At 33.6% G+C, this 21179-nt stretch carries 20 protein-coding genes; 2 read left to right on the top strand and 18 right to left on the bottom strand.

The annotated features are described in order from the left end of the window. Nucleotides 1-34: 34 nt before the first annotated feature. The 7 genes from pnpS to ACW2QF_RS02785 all read right to left on the bottom strand — a co-directional run bounded on the left by pnpS (nt 35) and on the right by ACW2QF_RS02785 (nt 7066). Nucleotides 35-1762, bottom strand: a complete 1728-nt coding sequence (gene pnpS, locus ACW2QF_RS02815; protein ID WP_455714477.1) for a two-component system histidine kinase PnpS — start codon at nt 1760-1762, stop codon at nt 35-37. Nucleotides 1763-1813: 51 nt separating this feature from the next. Beyond that, nucleotides 1814-2524, bottom strand: coding sequence for a response regulator transcription factor (locus ACW2QF_RS02810; RefSeq protein ID WP_455714476.1), 711 nt, complete (start codon nt 2522-2524; stop codon nt 1814-1816). 66 nt (nt 2525-2590) lie between these two features. Further along, nucleotides 2591-3244 (bottom strand): phosphate signaling complex protein PhoU, encoded by a 654-nt coding sequence (gene phoU / locus ACW2QF_RS02805; protein WP_455714475.1) that lies wholly within the window; start codon nt 3242-3244, stop codon nt 2591-2593. A gap of 81 nt (nt 3245-3325) precedes the next feature. Then, nucleotides 3326-4084 carry a phosphate ABC transporter ATP-binding protein PstB gene (gene pstB, locus ACW2QF_RS02800; protein ID WP_455714474.1) on the bottom strand — a complete coding sequence of 253 codons (759 nt, stop codon included), beginning with the start codon at nt 4082-4084 and terminating at the stop codon, nt 3326-3328. Nucleotides 4085-4120: 36 nt separating this feature from the next. Next, nucleotides 4121-5272: a phosphate ABC transporter permease PstA gene (gene pstA / locus ACW2QF_RS02795; protein ID WP_455714473.1), complete on the bottom strand. Its 1152-nt coding sequence runs from the start codon at nt 5270-5272 to the stop codon at nt 4121-4123. A 5-nt stretch (nt 5273-5277) separates the two neighbouring features. Then, nucleotides 5278-6153 carry a phosphate ABC transporter permease subunit PstC gene (pstC, locus tag ACW2QF_RS02790; protein ID WP_455714472.1) on the bottom strand — a complete coding sequence of 292 codons (876 nt, stop codon included), beginning with the start codon at nt 6151-6153 and terminating at the stop codon, nt 5278-5280. 1 nt (nt 6154) lies between these two features. After that, a complete protein-coding gene (locus tag ACW2QF_RS02785) occupies nt 6155-7066 on the bottom strand; it encodes a phosphate ABC transporter substrate-binding protein PstS family protein (RefSeq protein ID WP_455714471.1) in 912 nt (303 codons plus the stop codon). Between the two features lie 308 nt (nt 7067-7374). Between ACW2QF_RS02785 and ACW2QF_RS02780 the strand changes: the two genes are divergently transcribed. Continuing rightward, nucleotides 7375-7854 carry a deoxycytidylate deaminase gene (locus ACW2QF_RS02780; protein WP_455714470.1) on the top strand — a complete coding sequence of 160 codons (480 nt, stop codon included), beginning with the start codon at nt 7375-7377 and terminating at the stop codon, nt 7852-7854. A gap of 315 nt (nt 7855-8169) precedes the next feature. Here ACW2QF_RS02780 and ACW2QF_RS02775 read toward each other — a convergent pair whose 3' ends face one another. The 6 genes from ACW2QF_RS02775 to ACW2QF_RS02750 form a co-directional block, all read right to left on the bottom strand. Then, nucleotides 8170-8886 carry a peptidoglycan recognition protein family protein gene (locus tag ACW2QF_RS02775; protein WP_455714469.1) on the bottom strand — a complete coding sequence of 239 codons (717 nt, stop codon included), beginning with the start codon at nt 8884-8886 and terminating at the stop codon, nt 8170-8172. Nucleotides 8887-9131: 245 nt separating this feature from the next. Then, nucleotides 9132-10586, bottom strand: coding sequence for an IMP dehydrogenase (gene guaB, locus ACW2QF_RS02770; protein WP_455714468.1), 1455 nt, complete (start codon nt 10584-10586; stop codon nt 9132-9134). A 265-nt stretch (nt 10587-10851) separates the two neighbouring features. Further along, complete coding sequence (locus tag ACW2QF_RS02765; RefSeq protein ID WP_455714467.1) at nt 10852-11355, bottom strand: DUF6106 family protein; 504 nt, start codon at nt 11353-11355, stop codon at nt 10852-10854. Between the two features lie 256 nt (nt 11356-11611). Continuing rightward, nucleotides 11612-13237, bottom strand: coding sequence for a chaperonin GroEL (groL, locus tag ACW2QF_RS02760; RefSeq protein ID WP_455714466.1), 1626 nt, complete (start codon nt 13235-13237; stop codon nt 11612-11614). A 60-nt stretch (nt 13238-13297) separates the two neighbouring features. Continuing rightward, nucleotides 13298-13585 carry a co-chaperone GroES gene (locus ACW2QF_RS02755; RefSeq protein WP_455714465.1) on the bottom strand — a complete coding sequence of 96 codons (288 nt, stop codon included), beginning with the start codon at nt 13583-13585 and terminating at the stop codon, nt 13298-13300. A 235-nt stretch (nt 13586-13820) separates the two neighbouring features. Then, entirely contained in the window at nt 13821-14693 is an 873-nt protein-coding gene (locus ACW2QF_RS02750; protein ID WP_455714464.1) for a DNA-3-methyladenine glycosylase family protein, read from the bottom strand. Nucleotides 14694-14852: 159 nt separating this feature from the next. Between ACW2QF_RS02750 and ACW2QF_RS02745 the strand changes: the two genes are divergently transcribed. Further along, complete coding sequence (locus ACW2QF_RS02745; protein ID WP_455714463.1) at nt 14853-15572, top strand: DUF6062 family protein; 720 nt, start codon at nt 14853-14855, stop codon at nt 15570-15572. 136 nt (nt 15573-15708) lie between these two features. Here ACW2QF_RS02745 and ACW2QF_RS02740 read toward each other — a convergent pair whose 3' ends face one another. The 5 genes from ACW2QF_RS02740 to ACW2QF_RS02720 all read right to left on the bottom strand — a co-directional run. Continuing rightward, on the bottom strand, nt 15709-16554 hold the full coding sequence (locus tag ACW2QF_RS02740; protein ID WP_455714462.1) for a DUF2225 domain-containing protein: 846 nt from the start codon (nt 16552-16554) through the stop codon (nt 15709-15711). 12 nt (nt 16555-16566) lie between these two features. Beyond that, nucleotides 16567-18243, bottom strand: coding sequence for a glutamine--tRNA ligase/YqeY domain fusion protein (locus ACW2QF_RS02735; protein WP_455714461.1), 1677 nt, complete (start codon nt 18241-18243; stop codon nt 16567-16569). Nucleotides 18244-18563: 320 nt separating this feature from the next. After that, nucleotides 18564-19397, bottom strand: a complete 834-nt coding sequence (locus ACW2QF_RS02730) for a cell wall hydrolase (protein WP_455714460.1) — start codon at nt 19395-19397, stop codon at nt 18564-18566. 490 nt (nt 19398-19887) lie between these two features. Then, entirely contained in the window at nt 19888-20844 is a 957-nt protein-coding gene (locus ACW2QF_RS02725) for a D-2-hydroxyacid dehydrogenase (protein WP_455714459.1), read from the bottom strand. Nucleotides 20845-20925: 81 nt separating this feature from the next. Next, nucleotides 20926-21179: hypothetical protein (locus ACW2QF_RS02720; RefSeq protein ID WP_455714458.1), on the bottom strand; the 254-nt coding region annotated here is incomplete at its 5' end.

The raw sequence follows: 21179 nt of genomic DNA, 5'->3' as shown, positions 1-21179 counted from the left end.
AATTTACGCTTTTTACCAATACTACTCTGTCGTGCTAATATGGTAAATAAATAGTAAACTTAGTACCTTGGTTTAACTTACTTTCTACCTTGATTGTTCCATTGTAGCGTTCCACAATATGTTTTACAATTGATAATCCAAGACCAGTGCCTCCCATCTTTCTTGAGCGTCCTTTATCCACGCGATAAAAACGTTCAAAGATACGGTCTAGATGCTCTTCTTCCATACCAATTCCTGTATCAGCAACGCTTATTAGCAATTTATTATTCTTCTCTTCACATTGGATCGTAATAGTTCCAACTTCTGTATATTTCACTGCATTATCGAGTATATTTATTAATAATTGCTTCATACGATCCACATTTGCTGGATAATCTTCTATATCTGATTTTGGCTCATAGATAATCGTTACATTCTTATCCGCAATTTTAGGTTGTAGTAATTCAATTACATCGCTAATTACAGTATTCATATTACAAGGAACCACTTCATTATCCTTTTTTGATTCTATCTCAGATAATAATAAGATGTCATTGATTAAACTTGATAGTCGCTCTGATTCAATATCAATAATATCAAGGAAGCGAACAGCTACTCGTTCCTCTTTAATCGCTCCTGCTTTTAAAGTATCCACAAATCCCCGAATAGAAGTTAGTGGTGTCTTAAGTTCATGTGTAACATTAGATACAAAATCTCGACGTATATTCTCTAATTTACGAATCTGGGTAATATCTTCAAGTATTAATAAGATTCCTAGATCCTTTTCATCTTCTCTTAACAACGGAGTTGCGGTAACACGAAATATCTTTTCATCTGCTAAAGCAATCGTTCCTTCTCGCATTACTGTTTCTTTTGTTTCACGTACCTGAGTAACAATTTGGAATAATACCGCATTTCTCATGAATGTATAGAACGGCTGTCTCTCAATCTCATCTTTGCTACACTCCACCATTTGACCGAATATATCATTGGTGAACATAACCATATCATTATTATCGATAGCGATAACACCACTTGCCATACTCTTTAACATAGCATCGAATTCAATATTTCTTCTCTTAAGTGCGCGTATATTTGTATTAAGAGTATCACTCATACTGTTAAATGCTTCTGCTAAACGTCCTATCTGTTGTGTATCATTCGAATAAATTTTTGTCTCGTAATCACCAGAAGAAATCCCTTCTGCAGCTTTCGTAATATCATCTATTGGTTTTGATAAATTCCTTGTGAATAGCACTGCTAGTAATGTTGCTCCTAGCATACAGAAAATTACCGTTACTATAATCGTACCGACTAAACTTCTATCCAAAGATGTCATTTCAGATACTGGTAAAGAAATACGCATTACACCATCCAAATTTTCATTATGAATTGGTACTGCACTATATGCATACTTCTGCCCCATTGTTTTAGAATAACGAATTATAGAAACATGTTCCTCATTAAGAGCACGAATAACTTCTTCCCTTGTTGAATGGTTTTCTAAAGGTTCTGTTGTTTCGGAATCAGCAAGAACCTCTCCATCTTTATTAATAATCGTGATTCGTATTCCATATTTTTGACTATATTTTTCTACAAATATTTCATATGATTCAAACTTAGCATCAGAGAGTGTATCAGCCAACATCTCAGCTTGCTTCAAATGAAACTCTCTTGTACGTTCATCAAGGTAACTATATCCTTTAGACCACGATGCGAACATAGATATCCCTACTGCTGCAAGAATAATAATCAAATAAGAAAACATCAGTTTCTTCTGCACTACTTCTCTCTCCTTCGCATTAATGGTTTAACACCAAAGACGTGTATCCCATCATCCAAACTTATAGCCAATTCCTCGAACAGTCTTTATATAAGTAGGTGCGGTATCATCTTTCTCTATTTTCTTTCGTATATTTCGAACATGAACATCTACTGTTCTCGTCTCTCCTAGATAATCATATCCCCAGATTTTCTCTAAAAGATTTTCCCTAGTGAATACAATTCCCTTGTTTTTCGCTAGTAGATATAATAATTCATATTCCTTTAATGCTAAGTCCACGTTCTTACCGTCAACCTCAACGGTTCTTCTCGTTTTATTGATAACTAAAGAATCAATCTTAATAATCTCTTCTTGTTCATTTGAAGTGACTGGCTGCACTCCACCACTTCTTCTCATAACAGCTTTCATTCTTGCCATTAATTCGTGCACACCAAATGGTTTGGCTAAGTAATCATCTGCACCAATCTCTAGTCCCACTACTTTACTGATTTCATCGCTCTTAGCAGTAAGCATTATGATTGGTATATGCATATATTTCTCATTCATACGAATTCGTTTCAAAACCTCAATGCCATCAATCCCTGGTAACATCCAATCAAGAAGTACAACAGCGAATTCATATGATTGATTTTCAATATAATCCATCGCTTCCTCTCCAGTTTCTGCCTTGACTACCTCATATCCTGCATTCTCTAGGTTATATTGCAACAGTTCTAAAATATGTGGTTCATCATCAACAGCCAGAATTGTCTTCGTACTCATAAGCTTACTTCCTTTCTCGCACTTTACTATCTGCACAATTGCTAAATGGTAATTGCAACGTAATTACTAATTTCCCTCTATCATCTTACCAGTAATTATGTATTCTATCCATTCTGCAATATTAGTTGCGTGATCAGCCATTCTCTCTAAATATTTGATAATCATTAGATAACTAACACAGGCTGGAATCGCATTCTTATTTTCTTGCATAATTTCAGTTAATTCATTACTGATACTAGCAAAGTAATCATCTACTATATCATCTTTTGCAATTACTTTATTTGCTTTATCTCTATCTACTTCTACAAAGCTATCAATCGTCTCAATTACCATGCTCTTCATTACATTAACCATTTCTTTAAGGTTCTTAGGAGCAATTACATTGTTTTGTCCGCTTAATAAAATTATATATTCAGATATATCTGCACAATGGTCAGCTATTCTTTCTACATCTGTCACAATCTTCATAATTGAAGTAACTTTACGTAAATCAGATGCTAATGGTTGTTGCTTTGCAATCATCGTAATACATTCTCTTTCAATTTGATGCTCTAAATCATCAATTGCATCATCATTTTTAATGATTTCTTTCGCAAGTGAAGCATCTATTTTATCTAGCGCCACAATAACGTCATTGATGGATTGCTCTAATAGGCTCCCCATACGAATAACATGTTGATTTAATTCTCGTAATTCTTGCATAAATAAATGTCTCGTCATACCCTATCTCCTTTAATCAAACGATTTTAGTAATATTTTCAAGAGAATCCATATGGCACTCTTATTCATAAAACTAAGTAATCAACCAAATCGACCTGTAATGTAGTCTTCCGTCTTTTGCTCTTTCGGATTACTAAATATTTTACTCGTCTCTCCATATTCTATCACTTCTCCATGCAAGAAGAAAGCGGTTTTATCAGAAATTCTACTCGCTTGTTGCATATTATGCGTAACAATGATAATTGTGTACTTATCCTTTAATTCTTCTGCTAAATCTTCTATCTTAAGTGTTGAAATTGGATCAAGTGCAGATGTTGGTTCATCCATTAGTATTACTTCAGGATCTACTGCTAAAGTTCTTGCAATACAGATTCTTTGTTGTTGTCCACCAGATACTGCTTGTGCATTCTTCTTTAATTTATCCTTAACCTCATCCCAGATAGCTGCTTGTTTAAGACTTCTTTCTACAATTTCGTCTAATTGGCTCTTCTTCTTAATACCATGAATTCTAGGGCCATAGGCTACGTTATCATAGATACTCATAGGGAATGGATTCGGTTGTTGGAATACCATACCTACTCTAGAACGAAGATTAATTACATCGATATCTTTGTATATATTAACTCCATCCATATGAATAGTACCTTCGATATGAACTCCTTCTACTAAATCATTCATACGGTTAATCGTTTTAAGAAATGTTGATTTACCACAGCCAGATGGTCCAATGAATGCCGTAATCTGGTTCTTCATAATATCCATATTTATCTTCTTTAATGCTTGGAAATCACCATAGTATAAATCCAAATCACGAACTTGAAATTTTACATTGTTCTCCATTGATAAGCTCCTTTTCTATATGCTACTTTTTCCATTTTAGTTTTTTACAGTGAATCGTTTTGTAATCCATTTTGATAATAAATTAAGTGACCAAATTAATAAGATAATAATTACTGCGATAGAACAGGCTGTCGCTACATCACCCTCTTCTTTCAGTATTTGATACAATTTCGTAGTTAATGTTGCCGCACTTGCTGTATTACCAGTTAATGATGATGGAATCTGTGCAATGGTACCTGCGGTCCAAATTAAAGCTGCAGATTCCCCTACAATACGTCCGATACTTAAAATAATTGCTACAAGGATACCAGGTAACGCATTTGGTAATACGACTTTGAAATTGGTCTGTAATTTGGTAGCACCTAGGCCAAGAGAGGATTCTCTATATCCCTTTGGTATTGCTTTAAGAGCTTCCGATGTCGTTGAAATAATAGTTGGTAACAATAAGATACTTAACGTAAGTGCACCTGCTAATATAGAGTATTGCATCTTAAACATCTGTACAAAAACTAACATACCAAACAAACCATAAATGATAGAAGGAATACCTGCTAACATCTGAATCGCAAATTGGATTAATCCTAAGATTTTACCCTTCTTCGCATATTCTGTAAGATAAAGTGCTGATAATATACCGATCGGAGCTGCAATTGCTAAAGATAATAGTATAATATATAAAGTCGATACAATCATTGGTTTAATACCGCCACCTGGACGTGTAACTTTAAGTTTTAACGTTTCACCATTCATCGCAGCATCATTAAGTTCTTTGTTTAAATCTTCTAATGTTAAATCTTTTGCATTGGTTGCAACAACCTTAGTAATCACATCATCTGCTTTAACTTCATACGCATCACCTTTAAGATTCTTAGCATCTATAAGAGGTGAGTCTTTTTGTAGTTTTGTAATAGAATAATTTCCTTCTGCATCTTTTTTCACATAGGCACCAAGGGATGCAATATAAGAATCTGCAAGACCTGTATCTTCAATGTTTACCAATTCTACTTTAACAAATGTTGTTTTATCCTGCCAATCTCTAGTTAAGAAATTAAGATTAATTCCAGGCAAGCCTTTTACGAAAACAAAGCCTATAATGACAACCAATGTCATTACGCTTATTCCAGAAGCTAGATATAATACAATCTTACCTATTGCATCTTTAATTATTCTTGATCTGTTTTTCTCCATTTTCATTATTTCTCACCTGCTTTACGAGTAATACGAATAACTGTTATATTAACAAACATGATAAACACGAATAAAACAACTCCAGTTGCAAATAACATTTCTTGATGTCTTCCGGAAGCGTAACCCATCTCCATGGATATATTTACTGTCAATGGACGTACTTTATCCCAGATACTTGTTGGTATGCCACCAATTGCATTACCAGCAATCATCATAACCGCCATTGTTTCACCAATTGCTCTACCAATACCTAATACGGTTGCAGATAAAATACCTGATTTTGCTGCTGGTACAACGCTTTTAAATATTGTTTGCATCTTAGAAGCACCTAATCCTAGTGAAGCTTCACGATAGGATTTTGGTACTGCACGAAGTGCACTTTCTGATAATGTAATAATAGTAGGTAAAATCATAATTGTTAATACAAGGATTACTGCCAACAGAGACTGTCCCTGTGGCTGAGGTGATATTTTCTCTATAATTGGTAAGATGATACCCATACCAAATGCTCCGTAAATAACAGATGGAATACCCGCAAGTAATTCAACTGCAGGTTTGATAATCTTCACTATGCTTTCTGGTGCTACTTCAGCTATAAATACTGCTGTTAATAATCCTATTGGTACACCAATTAAAATCGCACCAGTTGTAGCAAATACAGATCCTACTATCATATAGAATACACCATATTGGTTATTCTCTGGGTCCCAACGAACACCAGTTATGAAGTCTTTAAAACTGTATGCATTTTCTCCAAAGAACGGTTTAAGTCCTTTGGAGAATACAAATACTATGATTGCTATAACACTGATAACGCTTATAATGGCACATAGGAAAAATAAAGTTTCAATTATTTTTTCGCGTATCGTTCTCTTTTTCATATTAATCTATCCTAATGCCTCCGTGTGCTTCTACATAAGATTGGCCTTCTTCACTAGTTGCATATTCAACAAATGCTTGTGTTTGAGGCGTGTAGTTGTCTTCGTTATAAACGAATAAGAACGGTCTTGACAATGAATATGTACCAGCTTTTGCATTTTCAGCAGTGGCTTCAACACCTTCTATTGTAAGTGCTTTAACTGTTTCATCGATGAATGAAAATGATACATAACCAATTGCATTTTCATTTCCAGCAACTGAAATTTGAACATTACCATTTCCTTCTACTACTGATGTATCATCTGTTAATCCACCTAAATCTTCTAATTTGATTAATTCTTCGAAAGCAGATCTAGTACCAGATGAGCCTTCTCTTGATACTACTACGATAGGAGCATCATTTCCACCTATTTGATTCCAATTAGTGATTTCTCCACTGTAGATTTTTCCGAGGTTTTCTACAGAAATATCTGTTACAGGATTTGCTGGACTTGTAACAACCGCAATCCCATCATGTGCAAATACTACTTCTTTTAAGTTATCTTTTTTCTCTTCATCTTTCATTTCTCTTGATGATGCTCCTAAATCATTGCTACCTGCTAAAGTATCTGCAATACCTGCTGAAGAACCAGTTCCTGTATAGTTAATAGTTACATCTGGATTCATCGCTTGGAATTCATCAATCATATCATTTAAGATTTTATCTACTGAAGTTGAACCAGTGATTACTACCGTTCCACTTAAGTTTGACGAATCGTCTGAAGTTTGGTCTGTCGCATCCGTTGATCCATTTGAATCAGATGATTCTGTTGTATTTCCTTTTGCATTGTTCTTTCCATTGTTTGATGAGCAACCAGCGAATGCTAATGTCATCGCTCCCACCATGCATAATGCTACTAATCTCTTCATTCTCATGTTTTTGTCCTCCATTTTATAAATGTAGTTTATGATGTAAGATTAACTCGTAGCCCCTTTTGCTACTTAAGGTAACTTTTGGTTTCGTTACCGCTTCCTTACACCACATAATTTACACCTATAATGTTACCTTCATATTTTTTGAATGTTAACTTTATGTAAAGTCGTCTCTTTTTTACTGTAAATTGAATAGAGTTAAATCTAATAGGGAATACTTACTATTTCACTATATTAATCAAGTATATTTACATATTGTGTATTTCAATGTTAAAATATATGCATGAAAACTACTCTAGCGGAGGTGCTTAATGAAGAAACAAGACTATATTAATTGGGATGCATATTTTATGGGGATAGCTTTGTTATCTGCTAATAGAAGTAAAGATCCTGGTACAAGTGTTGGCGCATGTATTGTTAGCCAAGATAATAAGATACTATCTGTTGGATATAATGGAATGCCTTACGGTTGCTCTGATGATGAATACCCATGGGAGCGAGAAGGTGATCCACTTGATACAAAATATTTCTACGTTTGTCATGCTGAACTTAACGCCATACTCAATTACACCGGTTCTGATATTAAAGGTTCAAAAGTGTATGTATCTCTTTTCCCGTGTAATGAATGTACGAAGGCAATTATTCAAAAAGGTATTGCAGAGATTATCTACATGGATGATAAATACGCACATACACCAACAGTTATTGCTTCTAAGAGAATGCTTAAATCAGCAGGAGTGAAGTTCACAAAATACACTCCGATCGGAAAAGATATTACTCTTTCTTTATAAGGATCGTTTATCGATATATTTGTGCGTGTTTTAGTTGAAAGTCAAAACTCTATATACACTTTGACAGCTTCTTGACTACGTACTATAACACGAAACACGCTACACATCTAAGTACTTCTAAGTTATAGTACATAGTTAAGAAGCAACTGTAAGTTATTAAGAGTTTTGTTATTTAATTTTTTGATACACAAATATAGTAAAGTTTCCTAAATGAATAAAAATTTCTTAGTATTATAATAGAAAAGAGACAGCCTGTAGCTCAATAATGAACTAATTTGCTGTCTCTTTTCTATTATTGTTTTTATGGATTATTCCTTACTTTGCATTCTCTTCAATCATTTCAAATACGTCGTTCTTAAATTTTTCCCATTCTTCTTCATTCTCTACATAATACTTCGGACAGTTCTTTCCTGTAATATCGTAATGTCTAATGATTTCATCTTTCTTTAAATTATAGTTTGAACAAATCCATGCTGTAAGTTTAACTAAAGACTCATATGTCTTTTCTGTAAATTTCCCGGTCTCATCTGGATGACACACTTCAATAGATATGGTATCTTCATTTCTACCATTTGATGCATAGGCAACTTCATTTAGTGGAACACACTGGACTATGTTTCCTTCTAATCCAATAATAAAATTGCTACTGGTATAGATATAATTCCCGTTATTATATGTCTTACCTTCTTTTAGCCCCTCGAAATAATTTCGGTTAGCTTCTGCATCGGTTCCTGGATTGGCTGTATAATGAATTACCACACCATTTACCTTATTAAGTGCTGTTTCTGGTCTTGAATATTCATTCGGTGTAAGTAGCATCTCTTCTATATTAAGACTATCATAGAATCCATCTACTACCTTAAGTGTCGGTTTACTCTTTGGTCCAAGCAAACTTCCATGAAGAACATTTGAGATTCCACCGGCTAAGAGACATACCCCTGTCACAAACATTAATACCATACTGCTAAGTATTAATAACCGTTTCATCTTTTTCTTTCTTCTGTATTGTGCCCTTGTTAGTTTTTTCCTCATTGTAATTACACTCCATCCGTCCTACTTTTCTTCTCTTAAATTTCCTCTCCTATTATTCCATAATTTTTGCTATGCTTCAACCTATTAATAAATTCTTAACTATTATAGTATCTTTTTCGCTAAACATAACAGTATTTATACTAAGCAATAACCCGTTAGTAATATAACTTCACCAAAAAACACCACAGAACCCAAATGGATTTTGTGGTGTTTCTTCTATAATAAAATTTACATAATGAATCTACTTATTGTTCTACACTATAGTTAGGTGCTTCTTTTGTGATATGAATATCATGTGGATGACTTTCTTTTAATGAAGCAGCGGAAATCTTAACGAATTTTCCTCTTTCTTTTAACTCTTCAATTGTTGGGCATCCGCAGTAACCCATACCAGAACGCAAACCACCCATAAGTTGGAATACTGTATCCTCTACAGTTCCTTTATAAGCTACACGACCTTCAACACCTTCTGGAACTAATTTCTTAGCATCTGTTTGGAAGTAACGGTCTTTACTTCCGTTTTCCATAGCTGCGATAGATCCCATACCACGGTATACTTTGTACTTTCTACCTTGGAATAATTCGAATGTTCCAGGACTTTCATCACAACCTGCGAAGATACTACCCATCATACATACGTTAGCACCTGCTGCGATTGCCTTAGTCATATCTCCAGAATATTTGATTCCACCATCAGCGATGATTGGTACTCCATATTCTTTAGCTACTGCATATGAATCCATAATTGCTGTGATTTGAGGAACACCGATACCTGCAACAACACGAGTTGTACAGATTGATCCTGGTCCAATACCAACTTTAACTGCATCTGCACCAGCTTCAATTAATGCTCTAGTTCCTTCGCCTGTAGCTACGTTACCAGCAATAACTTGTAAATCTGGATATTTTTCTTTAACCGTTCTAACTGTATTAATAACATTAAGTGAATGTCCATGTGCTGAATCAATAACGATTGCATCAACTTTAGCTTTTACTAAAGCATCCACACGAACTAGAATATTATTTGTAATACCTACAGCAGCCGCACATAATAATCTTCCTTGTGCATCTTTTGCAGATAATGGATATTTTATTTGCTTTTCAATGTCTTTAATAGTAATAAGACCTTTAAGGTTACCATCTTTATCAACGATTGGTAATTTTTCTTTTCTAGCTGTTGCAAGCATTTCTTTTGCTTCAGATAAAGTAATTCCTTCTGGTGCAGTGATTAAACCTTCACTAGTCATACAATCTTTAATCTTCTTAGAAAAATCTGTTTCGAATTTAAGATCACGGTTAGTAATAATACCAACAAGTCTTTTACCTTCTGTAATTGGAACACCAGAGATTCGGAATTTTGCCATTAAATTGTTGGCATCTTCTAATGTATGTTCTGGTGATAAATAAAATGGATCGGTAATAACGCCGTTTTCTGAACGTTTTACTTTGTCTACCTCTTCTGCTTGTGCTTCTACTGACATATTCTTGTGAATAACTCCAATTCCACCTTGTCTAGCCATAGCAATTGCCATTCTATGTTCTGTAACTGTATCCATTCCCGCACTCATCATAGGAATGTTTAATCTAATTTTCTTGGTTAAGTTTGTAGCTAAATCAACTTGGTTCGCAATATGCTCTGAATATGCAGGTACGAGTAACACATCATCAAATGTAATTCCTTCACCGATAATTGTTCCCATTTCAAATATCCTCACTTTCTCATAAATAGTTTTGAATGGCATTTTTTCCAAAATGTCTTTCTGTCATAGACAGTAATTTTCACAAGTATAACTAAAAAAAATAAACTTGTCAACCTATTAAATAGAAAAAAAGATTGTTTTCACACAATCTTTTTCTAATTTCAGTTATAAAATTAATTTTTCAGCTTTTATTCTTATTTTATATAATTATTTCTTATAAGATATATTAGAATAATGTATGTGACCAGTATAGAGCTATGTACTCCTATTGCATTATAACTTTACGAGGCGCTTTATGTCTCATACATTCAAGCATCTTTTCGCTTGGCTCAAATAGAATCTTATATCTTGCTTCGCCAGAGATATAGTAAATCGCATATGGATTAACGTCTTTTCTTAAAGAACTAAAATTCTTAAGTGTATAGCTATTATTATTGCGATAAGAATCAAGTGCATGCGAAGTCTCTGGTGCAACAATTTCCACTTGTTCCATATCAATACGTAACATTCTTTTTCTCTTAGCTTTTCCACTTATACGATCAAAATCGATTTGTCCGTCACAGTAAACATATTCATATTCAATATTAAGTTTAGGGAATATCATTGATATTGCCATAATGCAAACTAATACAAATGTAAATAACATAGCTGATAGAGTGAAAGTTAAGAATAAACATGTTAATGTTAAAACAACTAATAAAAATTTAATAAAGTATGTCTTCGCAGTAGGTAATCTTGGTACCCCTGCTTCTGCATAAGTTTCTCCCATTTAAAACTTCCTCCTAATTACAATGTCACTAAACTACCTGCTTATAGATAAGCAATTAAATACATTATACTAAATAATGCACGGAAAATAAAGTGGATTGTAATTAAATTTATATAAACTGCTGATAAATCTAATAATAGATCAATTCTTAAAAGTAAAAAAGACAATTTCCTTTAGGTTAACACACCGTATGCATATAACCAAAGGAAATTGTCTTATTCAAAAACCACTACCTATTTGATGGGCTATGGTTAAATTACATCATTCCCATTCCGCCGCCTGCTCCTGCTGGCATAGCTGGTTCATCTTTTTTAATTGTAGCTACAACTGATTCTGTTGTAAGTAATGTAGAAGCTACGCTTGTTGCGTTTTGTAATGCACTTCTTGTAACCTTAGCTGGGTCAAGGATACCATTCGCTACCATATCAACATATTCTTCTTTTAATGCATCGAATCCCATTCCTGCTTGTTGTTCTCTTACTTTACTGATAACAACAGCACCTTCTAATCCAGCGTTTGCTGAGATTGTGAATAATGGTGCTTCTAATGCTTTTAAAATTAAGTTAGCACCAGTCTTCTCATCACCTTCAATAGTAGTTACAAGATTAGCAACTTCTTTTGAAGCATGAATGTACGCAGATCCACCACCTGCGATGATACCTTCTTCAACAGCTGCTCTTGTAGCTGCTAAAGCATCTTCCATACGTAACTTAGCTTCTTGCATTTCAGTTTCAGTTGCAGCACCAACACGGATAACAGCTACACCACCTGCAAGTTTAGCAAGTCTTTCTTGTAATTTTTCTTTATCAAAATCAGAAGTAGTTTCTTCGATTTGAGTTCTGATTTGTGCAATTCTAGAAGCGATTTCTTCTTTGTCGCCTTCACCATCAACGATGATTGTATTTTCCTTTTCAACTTTAACAGATTTCGCACGGCCAAGTTGATCCATAGTTGCTTCTTTTAAGTCTAATCCTAGTTCATCAGAGATTACAGTACCACCAGTTAAGATAGCGATATCTTGTAACATTGCTTTTCTTCTATCACCATAACCAGGAGCTTTTACAGCTACTACTTGGAAGGTTCCTCTTAATTTATTAATAACTAATGTAGTTAATGCTTCACCTTCAACATCTTCGGCAATAATTAATAATTTAGCGCCTGATTGAACGATTTGTTCAAGAACTGGTAAGATTTCTTGAATATTAGAGATTTTCTTATCTGTGATTAAGATATATGGATTATCAAGGTTTGCAACCATCTTATCCATATCAGTTGCCATGTATGCTGATACATAACCACGGTCAAATTGCATACCTTCAACTAAATCGAGTTCAGTTTTCATAGTCTTAGATTCTTCAATTGTAATAACACCATCGTTAGAAACTTTTTCCATGGCATCTGCTACTAATTGGCCAACTTCTTCGTCTCCTGCAGAGATTGCAGCAACTTTAGCAATTTGTTCTTTGCCAGTAACGTTAGAACTCATATTCTTAATTGCTTCTACTGCACAATCTGTTGCTTTCTTCATACCTTTTCTTAAGATAATAGGATTTGCTCCTGCTTCAAGGTTCTTCATACCTTCTACAACCATAGCTTGTGCTAATACAGTAGCTGTAGTAGTACCATCACCAGCAACATCGTTTGTCTTAGTTGCAACTTCTTTTACTAATTGAGCACCCATGTTTTCAAATGGATCTTCTAATTCAATTTCTTTCGCAATTGTAACACCATCATTCGTAATTAATGGAGCACCGAATGATTTATCAAGAACAACGTTTCTTCCTTTTGGTCCTAATGTTACTTTAACTGTATTTGCTAATTTATCTACACCTGCTCCAAGAGCTTTTCTTGCTTCTGCACCATATTTGATTTCTTTTGCCATAATGTATTGCCTCCTATTTTAATTTAACATCGAGTGGTTATTACATTTATAACTAATAGCCTAATCTTCTACTATTGCAACTATATCATTTTGTTTTACAACAATGTATTCTTCTTCTCCAAGTTTAACTTCTGTACCTGCATATTTAGAGTAAATTACTTTATCTCCAACTTTAACTTGCATTGTAACTTCTTTGCCATCTACAACTCCGCCAGGCCCTACTGCAATAACTTCCGCTTGTTGTGGTTTTTCTTTCGCTTGACCAGGTAAAACTATTCCTGATTTTGTTGTTTCTTCTGCCTCTAATTGTTTTAAAACAACTTTGTCTCCTAAAGGTACTAATTTCATATTAATATTCCTCCTTGTTCTTGTCTTTACGGAAAGTGTATTCTTTACCCGTAGCCATTACTTTTTTAATGTTATTAGCACTCACTTTGATTGAGTGCTAAAAGATTATTTATATATTAGTAAATTTACCTTTTAAATGCAACTGAATGTTTTTCGCAAACTTCGTGATTTTCAAGGTATACCTCTTCTATTCTTTTGTTTACTCTCTTTATCTCATCTTTACTCTCTTTTTTTATTATTTCACATGATTATCTCTTGCAAAATAGAATAAATATTGCTGTGCATAACCACCATACTCACCAAAATGTTCTTTAGCAAACTCTTGCATCTCTTCTTTCTTTACAGGCTTATCAAAATAGAGTCTTTCCATAATTCGAATCATCCATACATCAATTGGAAATGCTTCTCTTCTTCCTAATCCAAACAGTAAGACACAATTGCCTACCTTCTCCCCAACACCTTTTATAATCTGAATCTTCTCAAGAGCATCGTTATAATTCATCTGGCGTAACTCAGTCTCGCTTAGTTCCTGATTTACAACTCTCCTACATGCATCCACCAAGTATTTGGCACGAAAGCCTGCTTTCATATCAAGAAAATCCTGTTCAGTTGCTTTGCTTAATGCTTCTGGAGTTGGAAAGCTGTAATAACTCTTACCATTCCACTCCCCAATATATTCACCATATCTTTCTGATATACGCGCAACAATCTGCATTATATGTGGTATCTGCTTATTTTGCGATATTATGAAGGTCACTAGCATCTCAAAGAAATCTTGATTTAATATTCTTACTCCAGATTTCTGTTCCATTGCTTCCCCTATAAGATGATCCCTTTCATTTAGCCATTTCTTAATTGCACCATAGTCTCGGTTCAAATCAAAAAATGGGCACCATATAGACTGTACGTCTTCCATCGTACTATTATAAAAGTATAGTGTTTGACCTTCTTGTTTCAAATGAAGCATACGATTCTTAGCTATAATAATGTATTCATTATCACCAATACATTCATATCGAAAACATTGACCACATTCCAAGGTCTGTTTTAAATCAAAATGTTCAATTTCTTCTATTATAATACCAGTCTTATCAACTTTAATCTTCATACTTACTCCCTACTAACTATTATTCTAAATACAGGTTACAAATTAATTCATTATAGCATAATTCTTAGAACCTATGCTATAATGAAATTACTGGCGACTTACTAGTTCTAGCAATCCTATTAGACCTAGTAGCCTTTACACATGATTGGAGGTTACGCGATGAAAGAACAACTATATACAATACCTGTTATGGATGCCTATAAAGAGGATTGTGAATGTCCTGTTTGCTCCATGTATAATAGTTTGGAATTAAAGGCAATTGATTTCACTATGGGACCAAGCTATATGGAAGATGATACTCGAGCTGTTACAGATAAAGTAGGTTTTTGCAATAGTCATATCAAACTATTATACGAAAACCAAAATCGCCTAGGATTAGCTCTTATGCTTAAGACTCATATGGACAAGACCATCGTTGATTTAGAGAAACTCTCTAGTTCAGAAAAAGTTTCAGCTCCTTCTTTATTCAAGAAAAAGGTAGAGGCTGGAGGGGTTCCTTCTTACATAGAAACAGTAAACCACTCTTGCTTTATATGCAATCGAATTGAGCAAACCTATAAACGTTATCTTATCACTGTTTTCTATCTATACAAAAAAGAATCTGAATTCCGCGACTTATTCCGCACCTCAAAGGGGTTATGTACGAATCATTATGCAGATCTTTATCAGATGGCACCTGAACAACTAAGCGGTGATACACTACAATCCTTCATAACTGACCTCAACAAATTATATCTAGATAACATGAAACGTGTTCGTGATGATTTAGAATGGTTTATAGATAAATTCGATTATCGTTATGCTAATGAGCCTTGGAAAAACTCTCAAGATGCATTACCTAGAACCATTCAAAAAACCAATAGCGTAATTATAGAATAATCATCATTAGTTATATATATAAGAAAGACAAGATTAAATATATTACATGTCAATATACAACTTCTCTGTTACATATTGACATGATATTCATTTAATCCTGTCTTTCTTTTATTGTTATCTTTATTCTTCTAATCTATTATTTGCTCTTATTTTGCACAATAAGTTCTCTTAAATCACGTGCTTTTGATTTGATACGTTCATTTGCATCTCTTGCAACAAGCACTCTGGAAATCCATCTTCCAGCTTCGTCAAACTTACCACAACGTCTTGCTAAGTCTGCTACTAGATATGTAACAGTATTCTCATCCATTCCGCACATTGGGAACATTTCTTTTGAAAATGCTGTTGTAAATCCTTCGTATGCATTCGATATAAACTCATTTTCTTCTGACTTTAATTTAGCAATTTCCGCATCATAATTAGCTGTATCTAGTGGAAGACTCTCTGCTTTACCTCTTACTAACCAAGCAAGTTTTAGGCAAGTATAGGCTCTTTCACTATTCTTTGCTTTCTTAACAATTGTATTTACAAGAACTAACTTATGACGAGTAATTGCATCGTCATAAGTATAGAACTCTCCATTATCTTCAATACCACGGAAATTAACCGTAATTTGCTCTTTAATTAATTTTGCTTGTGGTGCTGTCATATAGCTAAAGAAACGATTTAATGCACTATATCCACAACTAGGGCAAACAATTGCATCATATTTTAATGAATCAACAAGTTGATACTTTGGACGTAAATCAGAGTCGGCGCCAAGTAACTTAACCTTACCCGTTTTAATTGCTTTTGACTTGAATTCATTATCACAAACAGGGCAAGTATAGGTCTTATCAAAGATGAAATCAGCTTCTGAAATTTTTTGTTTTTCTACTTCTTTCTTACCTTCTTTCTTCTCATCGCCATCTGTATTATACACATCTAGACCTTGTAACTCGCCTAGTCCAAAATTCTCTAATCCCGAAAATAAATTAGCCATTTTTCACCCTCCCTAAGCTGGTTTATAAGAACTCTTTAACGATACAATTCGATTAAATACTAAATGATCTTCTTTTGAATCCTTACAATCCACACAGAAATATCCTTGTCTTAAAAATTGGAAGCTATCTAATGACTTGGCTTCTTTGATTGCTGGTTCTATATAGCATTCATTAAGAACTGTTAATGAATTTGGATTTAAATTGAGACTTCCATCCTCATTATACACGCCTTTTTCTTCATCTACTATATTCTCATATAAACGAACTTCTGCTTTCACTGCAGTTGTAGCTTCTACCCAATGAATTGTACCTTTTACTTTTCTCGCAGTAAAACCAGTCCCATTTTTGGTTTCAGGGTCATACGTACAGTGAACTTCAGTAACTTTACCATTTTCATCTGTAATATAATCCGTACAAGTAACAAAGTATGCATTCATTAAGCGAACTTCATTGCCTGGGAATAATCTGAAATATTTCTTCGGAGGTTCAATCATGAAGTCTTCACGATCAATGTATAACTCTCTACCAAATGGTACTTTTTTTGTTCCCATCTCTGGATTTTCTTGATTGATTGCAGCATCAAGATATTCAATTTCGCCTTCTGGATAATTGGTAATAACAAGTTTAATTGGATCTAATACTGCCATAACTCTTGGTCTTTTAAGTTTAAGATCTTCACGAATACAGTATTCTAACATTGCATAGTCAACAGAACTATTACTCTTAGATACACCACATAATTCCATAAACTTACGAATAGATTCTGGCGTAAAACCTCTTCTTCTTAATGCACTAATAGATACTAATCTAGGATCATCCCAACCATCTACGATGTTCTCTTCAACTAATTTCTTAATATATCTCTTACCAGTAATAACGTTTGTAAGATATAACTTAGCAAACTCAATTTGTTTTGGAGGATTTTCATATTCTAATTCTCTAACAACCCAGTCATATAATGGTCTATGATCTTCAAACTCTAACGTACAGATAGAATGAGTGATTCCTTCAATTGCATCTTCGATTGGATGAGCAAAATCATACATAGGGTAAATGCACCATTTGTCGCCTGTATTGTGGTGAGTCATACGAGCCACACGATAGATTACTGGATCTCTCATGTTAATGTTAGGAGACGTCATGTCAATCTTAGCACGTAATACTTTCGTACCATCTTCAAATTCACCATTCTTCATTCCTTCAAATAAAGTAAGGTTTTCTTCTACACTTCTATCACGATAAGGACTGTTCTTACCTGGTTCAGTTAATGTTCCTCTGTACTCTCTTATTTCTTCTGCAGTTAAGTCACATACGAAAGCTTTTCCTTTCTTAATTAACTTAACAGCAGCTTCATACATTTGTTCAAAGTAATCAGATGCAAAAAATAATCGGTCTTCGAAATCTCCACCAATCCATTTTACATCTTCAATTATAGATTGTACGAACTCTGTCTTTTCTTTTGTTGGGTTTGTATCATCAAAACGAAGATTGAATTTACCATTATATTTTTTAGCTAAACCATCATTTAATAAAATAGATTTTGCATGTCCAATATGAAGATATCCGTTTGGTTCTGGCGGAAATCTTGTAACAACCTGTTTACAATGGCCCTCTTCAATATCTCTATCAATTATTTGCTCAATGAAGTTTTTAGATATAACTTCTTTTTCTGTTGAAACATTTTCCATGATTCTATGTCTCCTCCTAAGTTACTACTATTATATAATCATGTATATCGAACCATTTATGTTAAAGGATCATCGTAATCCTCTACATACTAATACTCTTAGGATAAATAGTTCAAATACTAATAAAAGCCAAAAATATTACTGGTTTGATTTACCAGCAAAAAGAAAGTAGATTACTTTCAACTTTATCATACCACAATTACTTCATTTAGAAAAGTGCTATTAATAATATTTTCCTATATTTATACTTATATACTTGGAAAGCACAATTTTCTATAATAAAAAAGCTGTTACACCTAAATGTAACAGCTAAGTAAGTTTTACTTAAATTGATGGCCACCTAGTTTAAATCTTGAATTTGATAATCTACCACTGAAATAGTAATATCCACTAAGATTTTTCTTTAACGTCTTGCCACTCTTTTTATATGTGATTGTCTTTACTCCACTTAAAGCAGCTTTCGCAGCCTTAATACATTGTTTCTCATGAGCAGAAGTAAATCTCTTATTATCATATTCCTTTAATGCTTTATTTAAAGAGCCATTTCTAACTGGTCCAAATTGATATTTTTGATATACTACACCTTTTAATGTATTAGGGAATGCTTTTGATTCCATTCTATTTACTACAACAATACCTACAGCCAATTTACCAGCATAAGACTGTCCATTCGCTTCGCTATAAATAAGTGCAGATAGTAATCTTAATTCTGCTTTTGAATAAGACACTGTACTTACTTTCTTAGCAGTTGTCTTTTTCTTAGTTGTGCTAGTTTTCTTTGTTGTGGTTTTTGTTGTTGTCTTTGTTGTTGTTTTTTTTGTGGTTGTCTTTGTTGTCTCTTTTTTGGAATCTGTTGTTTCCTTAGATTCTGTTTCTTCATTCTTACTATCGCTAGATGTTTCTGTTGTTGTATCTTGTACTACACTTGAGTCAGACTCTTGGTTTTCTGTTGTAGAAGTACCTTCTGTGTTGGTAGAATCCCCTGTAGTAGATTCTTCTACTTGTGAATCTGTAGTATCTACTGTTGTTTCTACAACTTCTGAGTTCTGTGTCTGTTCTACTGTATTCACTTCCGCTGCAAATGCGTTGATACTGATTGTATTGGCTACTAATACTGCTGTAGTCATACAAAGCAAGAATTTTTTCATCTTCATATAAATCTCCTTTTAATAACCTTAAACTGGTTATCTTTGGTTACATAATAACAATCGATATATTATTATGAATTTGAAATTGTAAGTGCTTCTTCAAACACTCACTTGCAGTAGGAAAGCTATATTACCGCAATCCATTTTTTACTCACTCAATTTCGTAATACATCGTAATATATAATAACAATTAAGAAACAAATCCGAATAAGTAAGTAACATTTTGTTAACAATTATTTAATAAGTATAACACAGATGATAAAAAAATCAAGTGTTTGGCATGGCTTTTTCATCCATAATAAACTACATATATTTACATTATGCAATTTTCCTAGTATTTGTGCATAAAAATAATGCAATTGGATAAGTTTATTTTATAACTTTTACCAATTGCATTGATTAATCAACAGAAACAATTATTTAATATTCTAAAAATTTTTTTACATTATTGTCAAGTTTTACATATGTTACAAGCCCATTAAATTCCACAACTGCTCTACTTTACTATATTTCTCTCTACTCCAGATAAATAAGCTCTCATATTCAGACAAACTTCTTCAACGACACGTCTTCTTGTTTCAACTGGCGCCCAAGCAATATGTGGTGTAATAATAAGTTTTGTGCTATCTTGAATTCGTAATAATGGATTATCAGGCGTCATTGGCTCTTTCGATAATACGTCAAGTGCAGCTGCTGTAATCTTATCTTTCTCTAATGCATCTGCAAGATCAGCTTCATTAACAATAGATCCTCTTCCAAGATTCATAAGTACTGCTGTTTCTTTCATCTTATTTAATTCTTCTGCTCGAATCAAATCTCTTGTTTGATCATTCAAAGGGGCATGAATTGATACAATATCAGATTGACTTAATAATTCATCTAATGTCACTTGTGTATAGTCTTGATTATGATTCTTACCAGATGTGGAATAGTAAATAATCTTACATCCGAATGCTTCTGCAATCTTTGCAACTCCTCTTCCTATATCACCAAGCCCGATAATCCCCCATGTTTTACCTTTTAATTCAAAGAACTTCTGATCAAAATGACTGAATATATCATTCTTAACATACTCTCCTGATTTAACAAAATGATCATAGTAACTTAGCTTCTCGTATACATAAAATAGCAATGCAAATGTGTGTTGTACTACTGCATCTGTTGAATAACCTTTTACATTCATTACAGTAATTCCTCTTGCATTTGTATACTCCGTATCAATGATATTCGTACCTGTTGCTGTAACACAAATTACCTTTAGGTTCTTTGCATCAGACAAGGTATTCGCATTCATCGGTACTTTGTTCACTACAATTACTTCTGCATCTTTCACACGCTCAGGGGTATCATCTGCCGTTGATGAACCATATACGGTTACTTCTCCGAATTCTTCAAGGCATGTTAAATCAACGTCATCACCCAAGCAATTTGCTTCCAAACATACAATCTTCATATGTAACCTCCGCTGTCTAATATTATCCATTAATTCTATCTGTTTTTATATAAGATTGCAAGCAAACCATTTTATAAAAATTTATTTTGCATAATTAGCATATTCCATAATATTTTGGTTGATGCCTTCACCTATAATTTCTAATATTATCTCATAGCAGTTGACTGTATTACTATTCATTACTCTGACATAAAGTTCTGACAAAGCAATCTGTGTATAAGCATTGTTTTCTCCTATTTTAATATTAACATTCAAACATTCATCTTCAACTGATATGGTAATAGCATCGGAATCTTTCGTTTCCTCACATAATTGTTCGATTGTTGTATTCACAT

Source organism: Anaerosporobacter sp. (assembly GCF_965301125.1).
The sequence above is the reverse complement of the archived record's forward strand: the minus strand, read 5'-3'. Positions and strand labels throughout refer to the sequence as shown.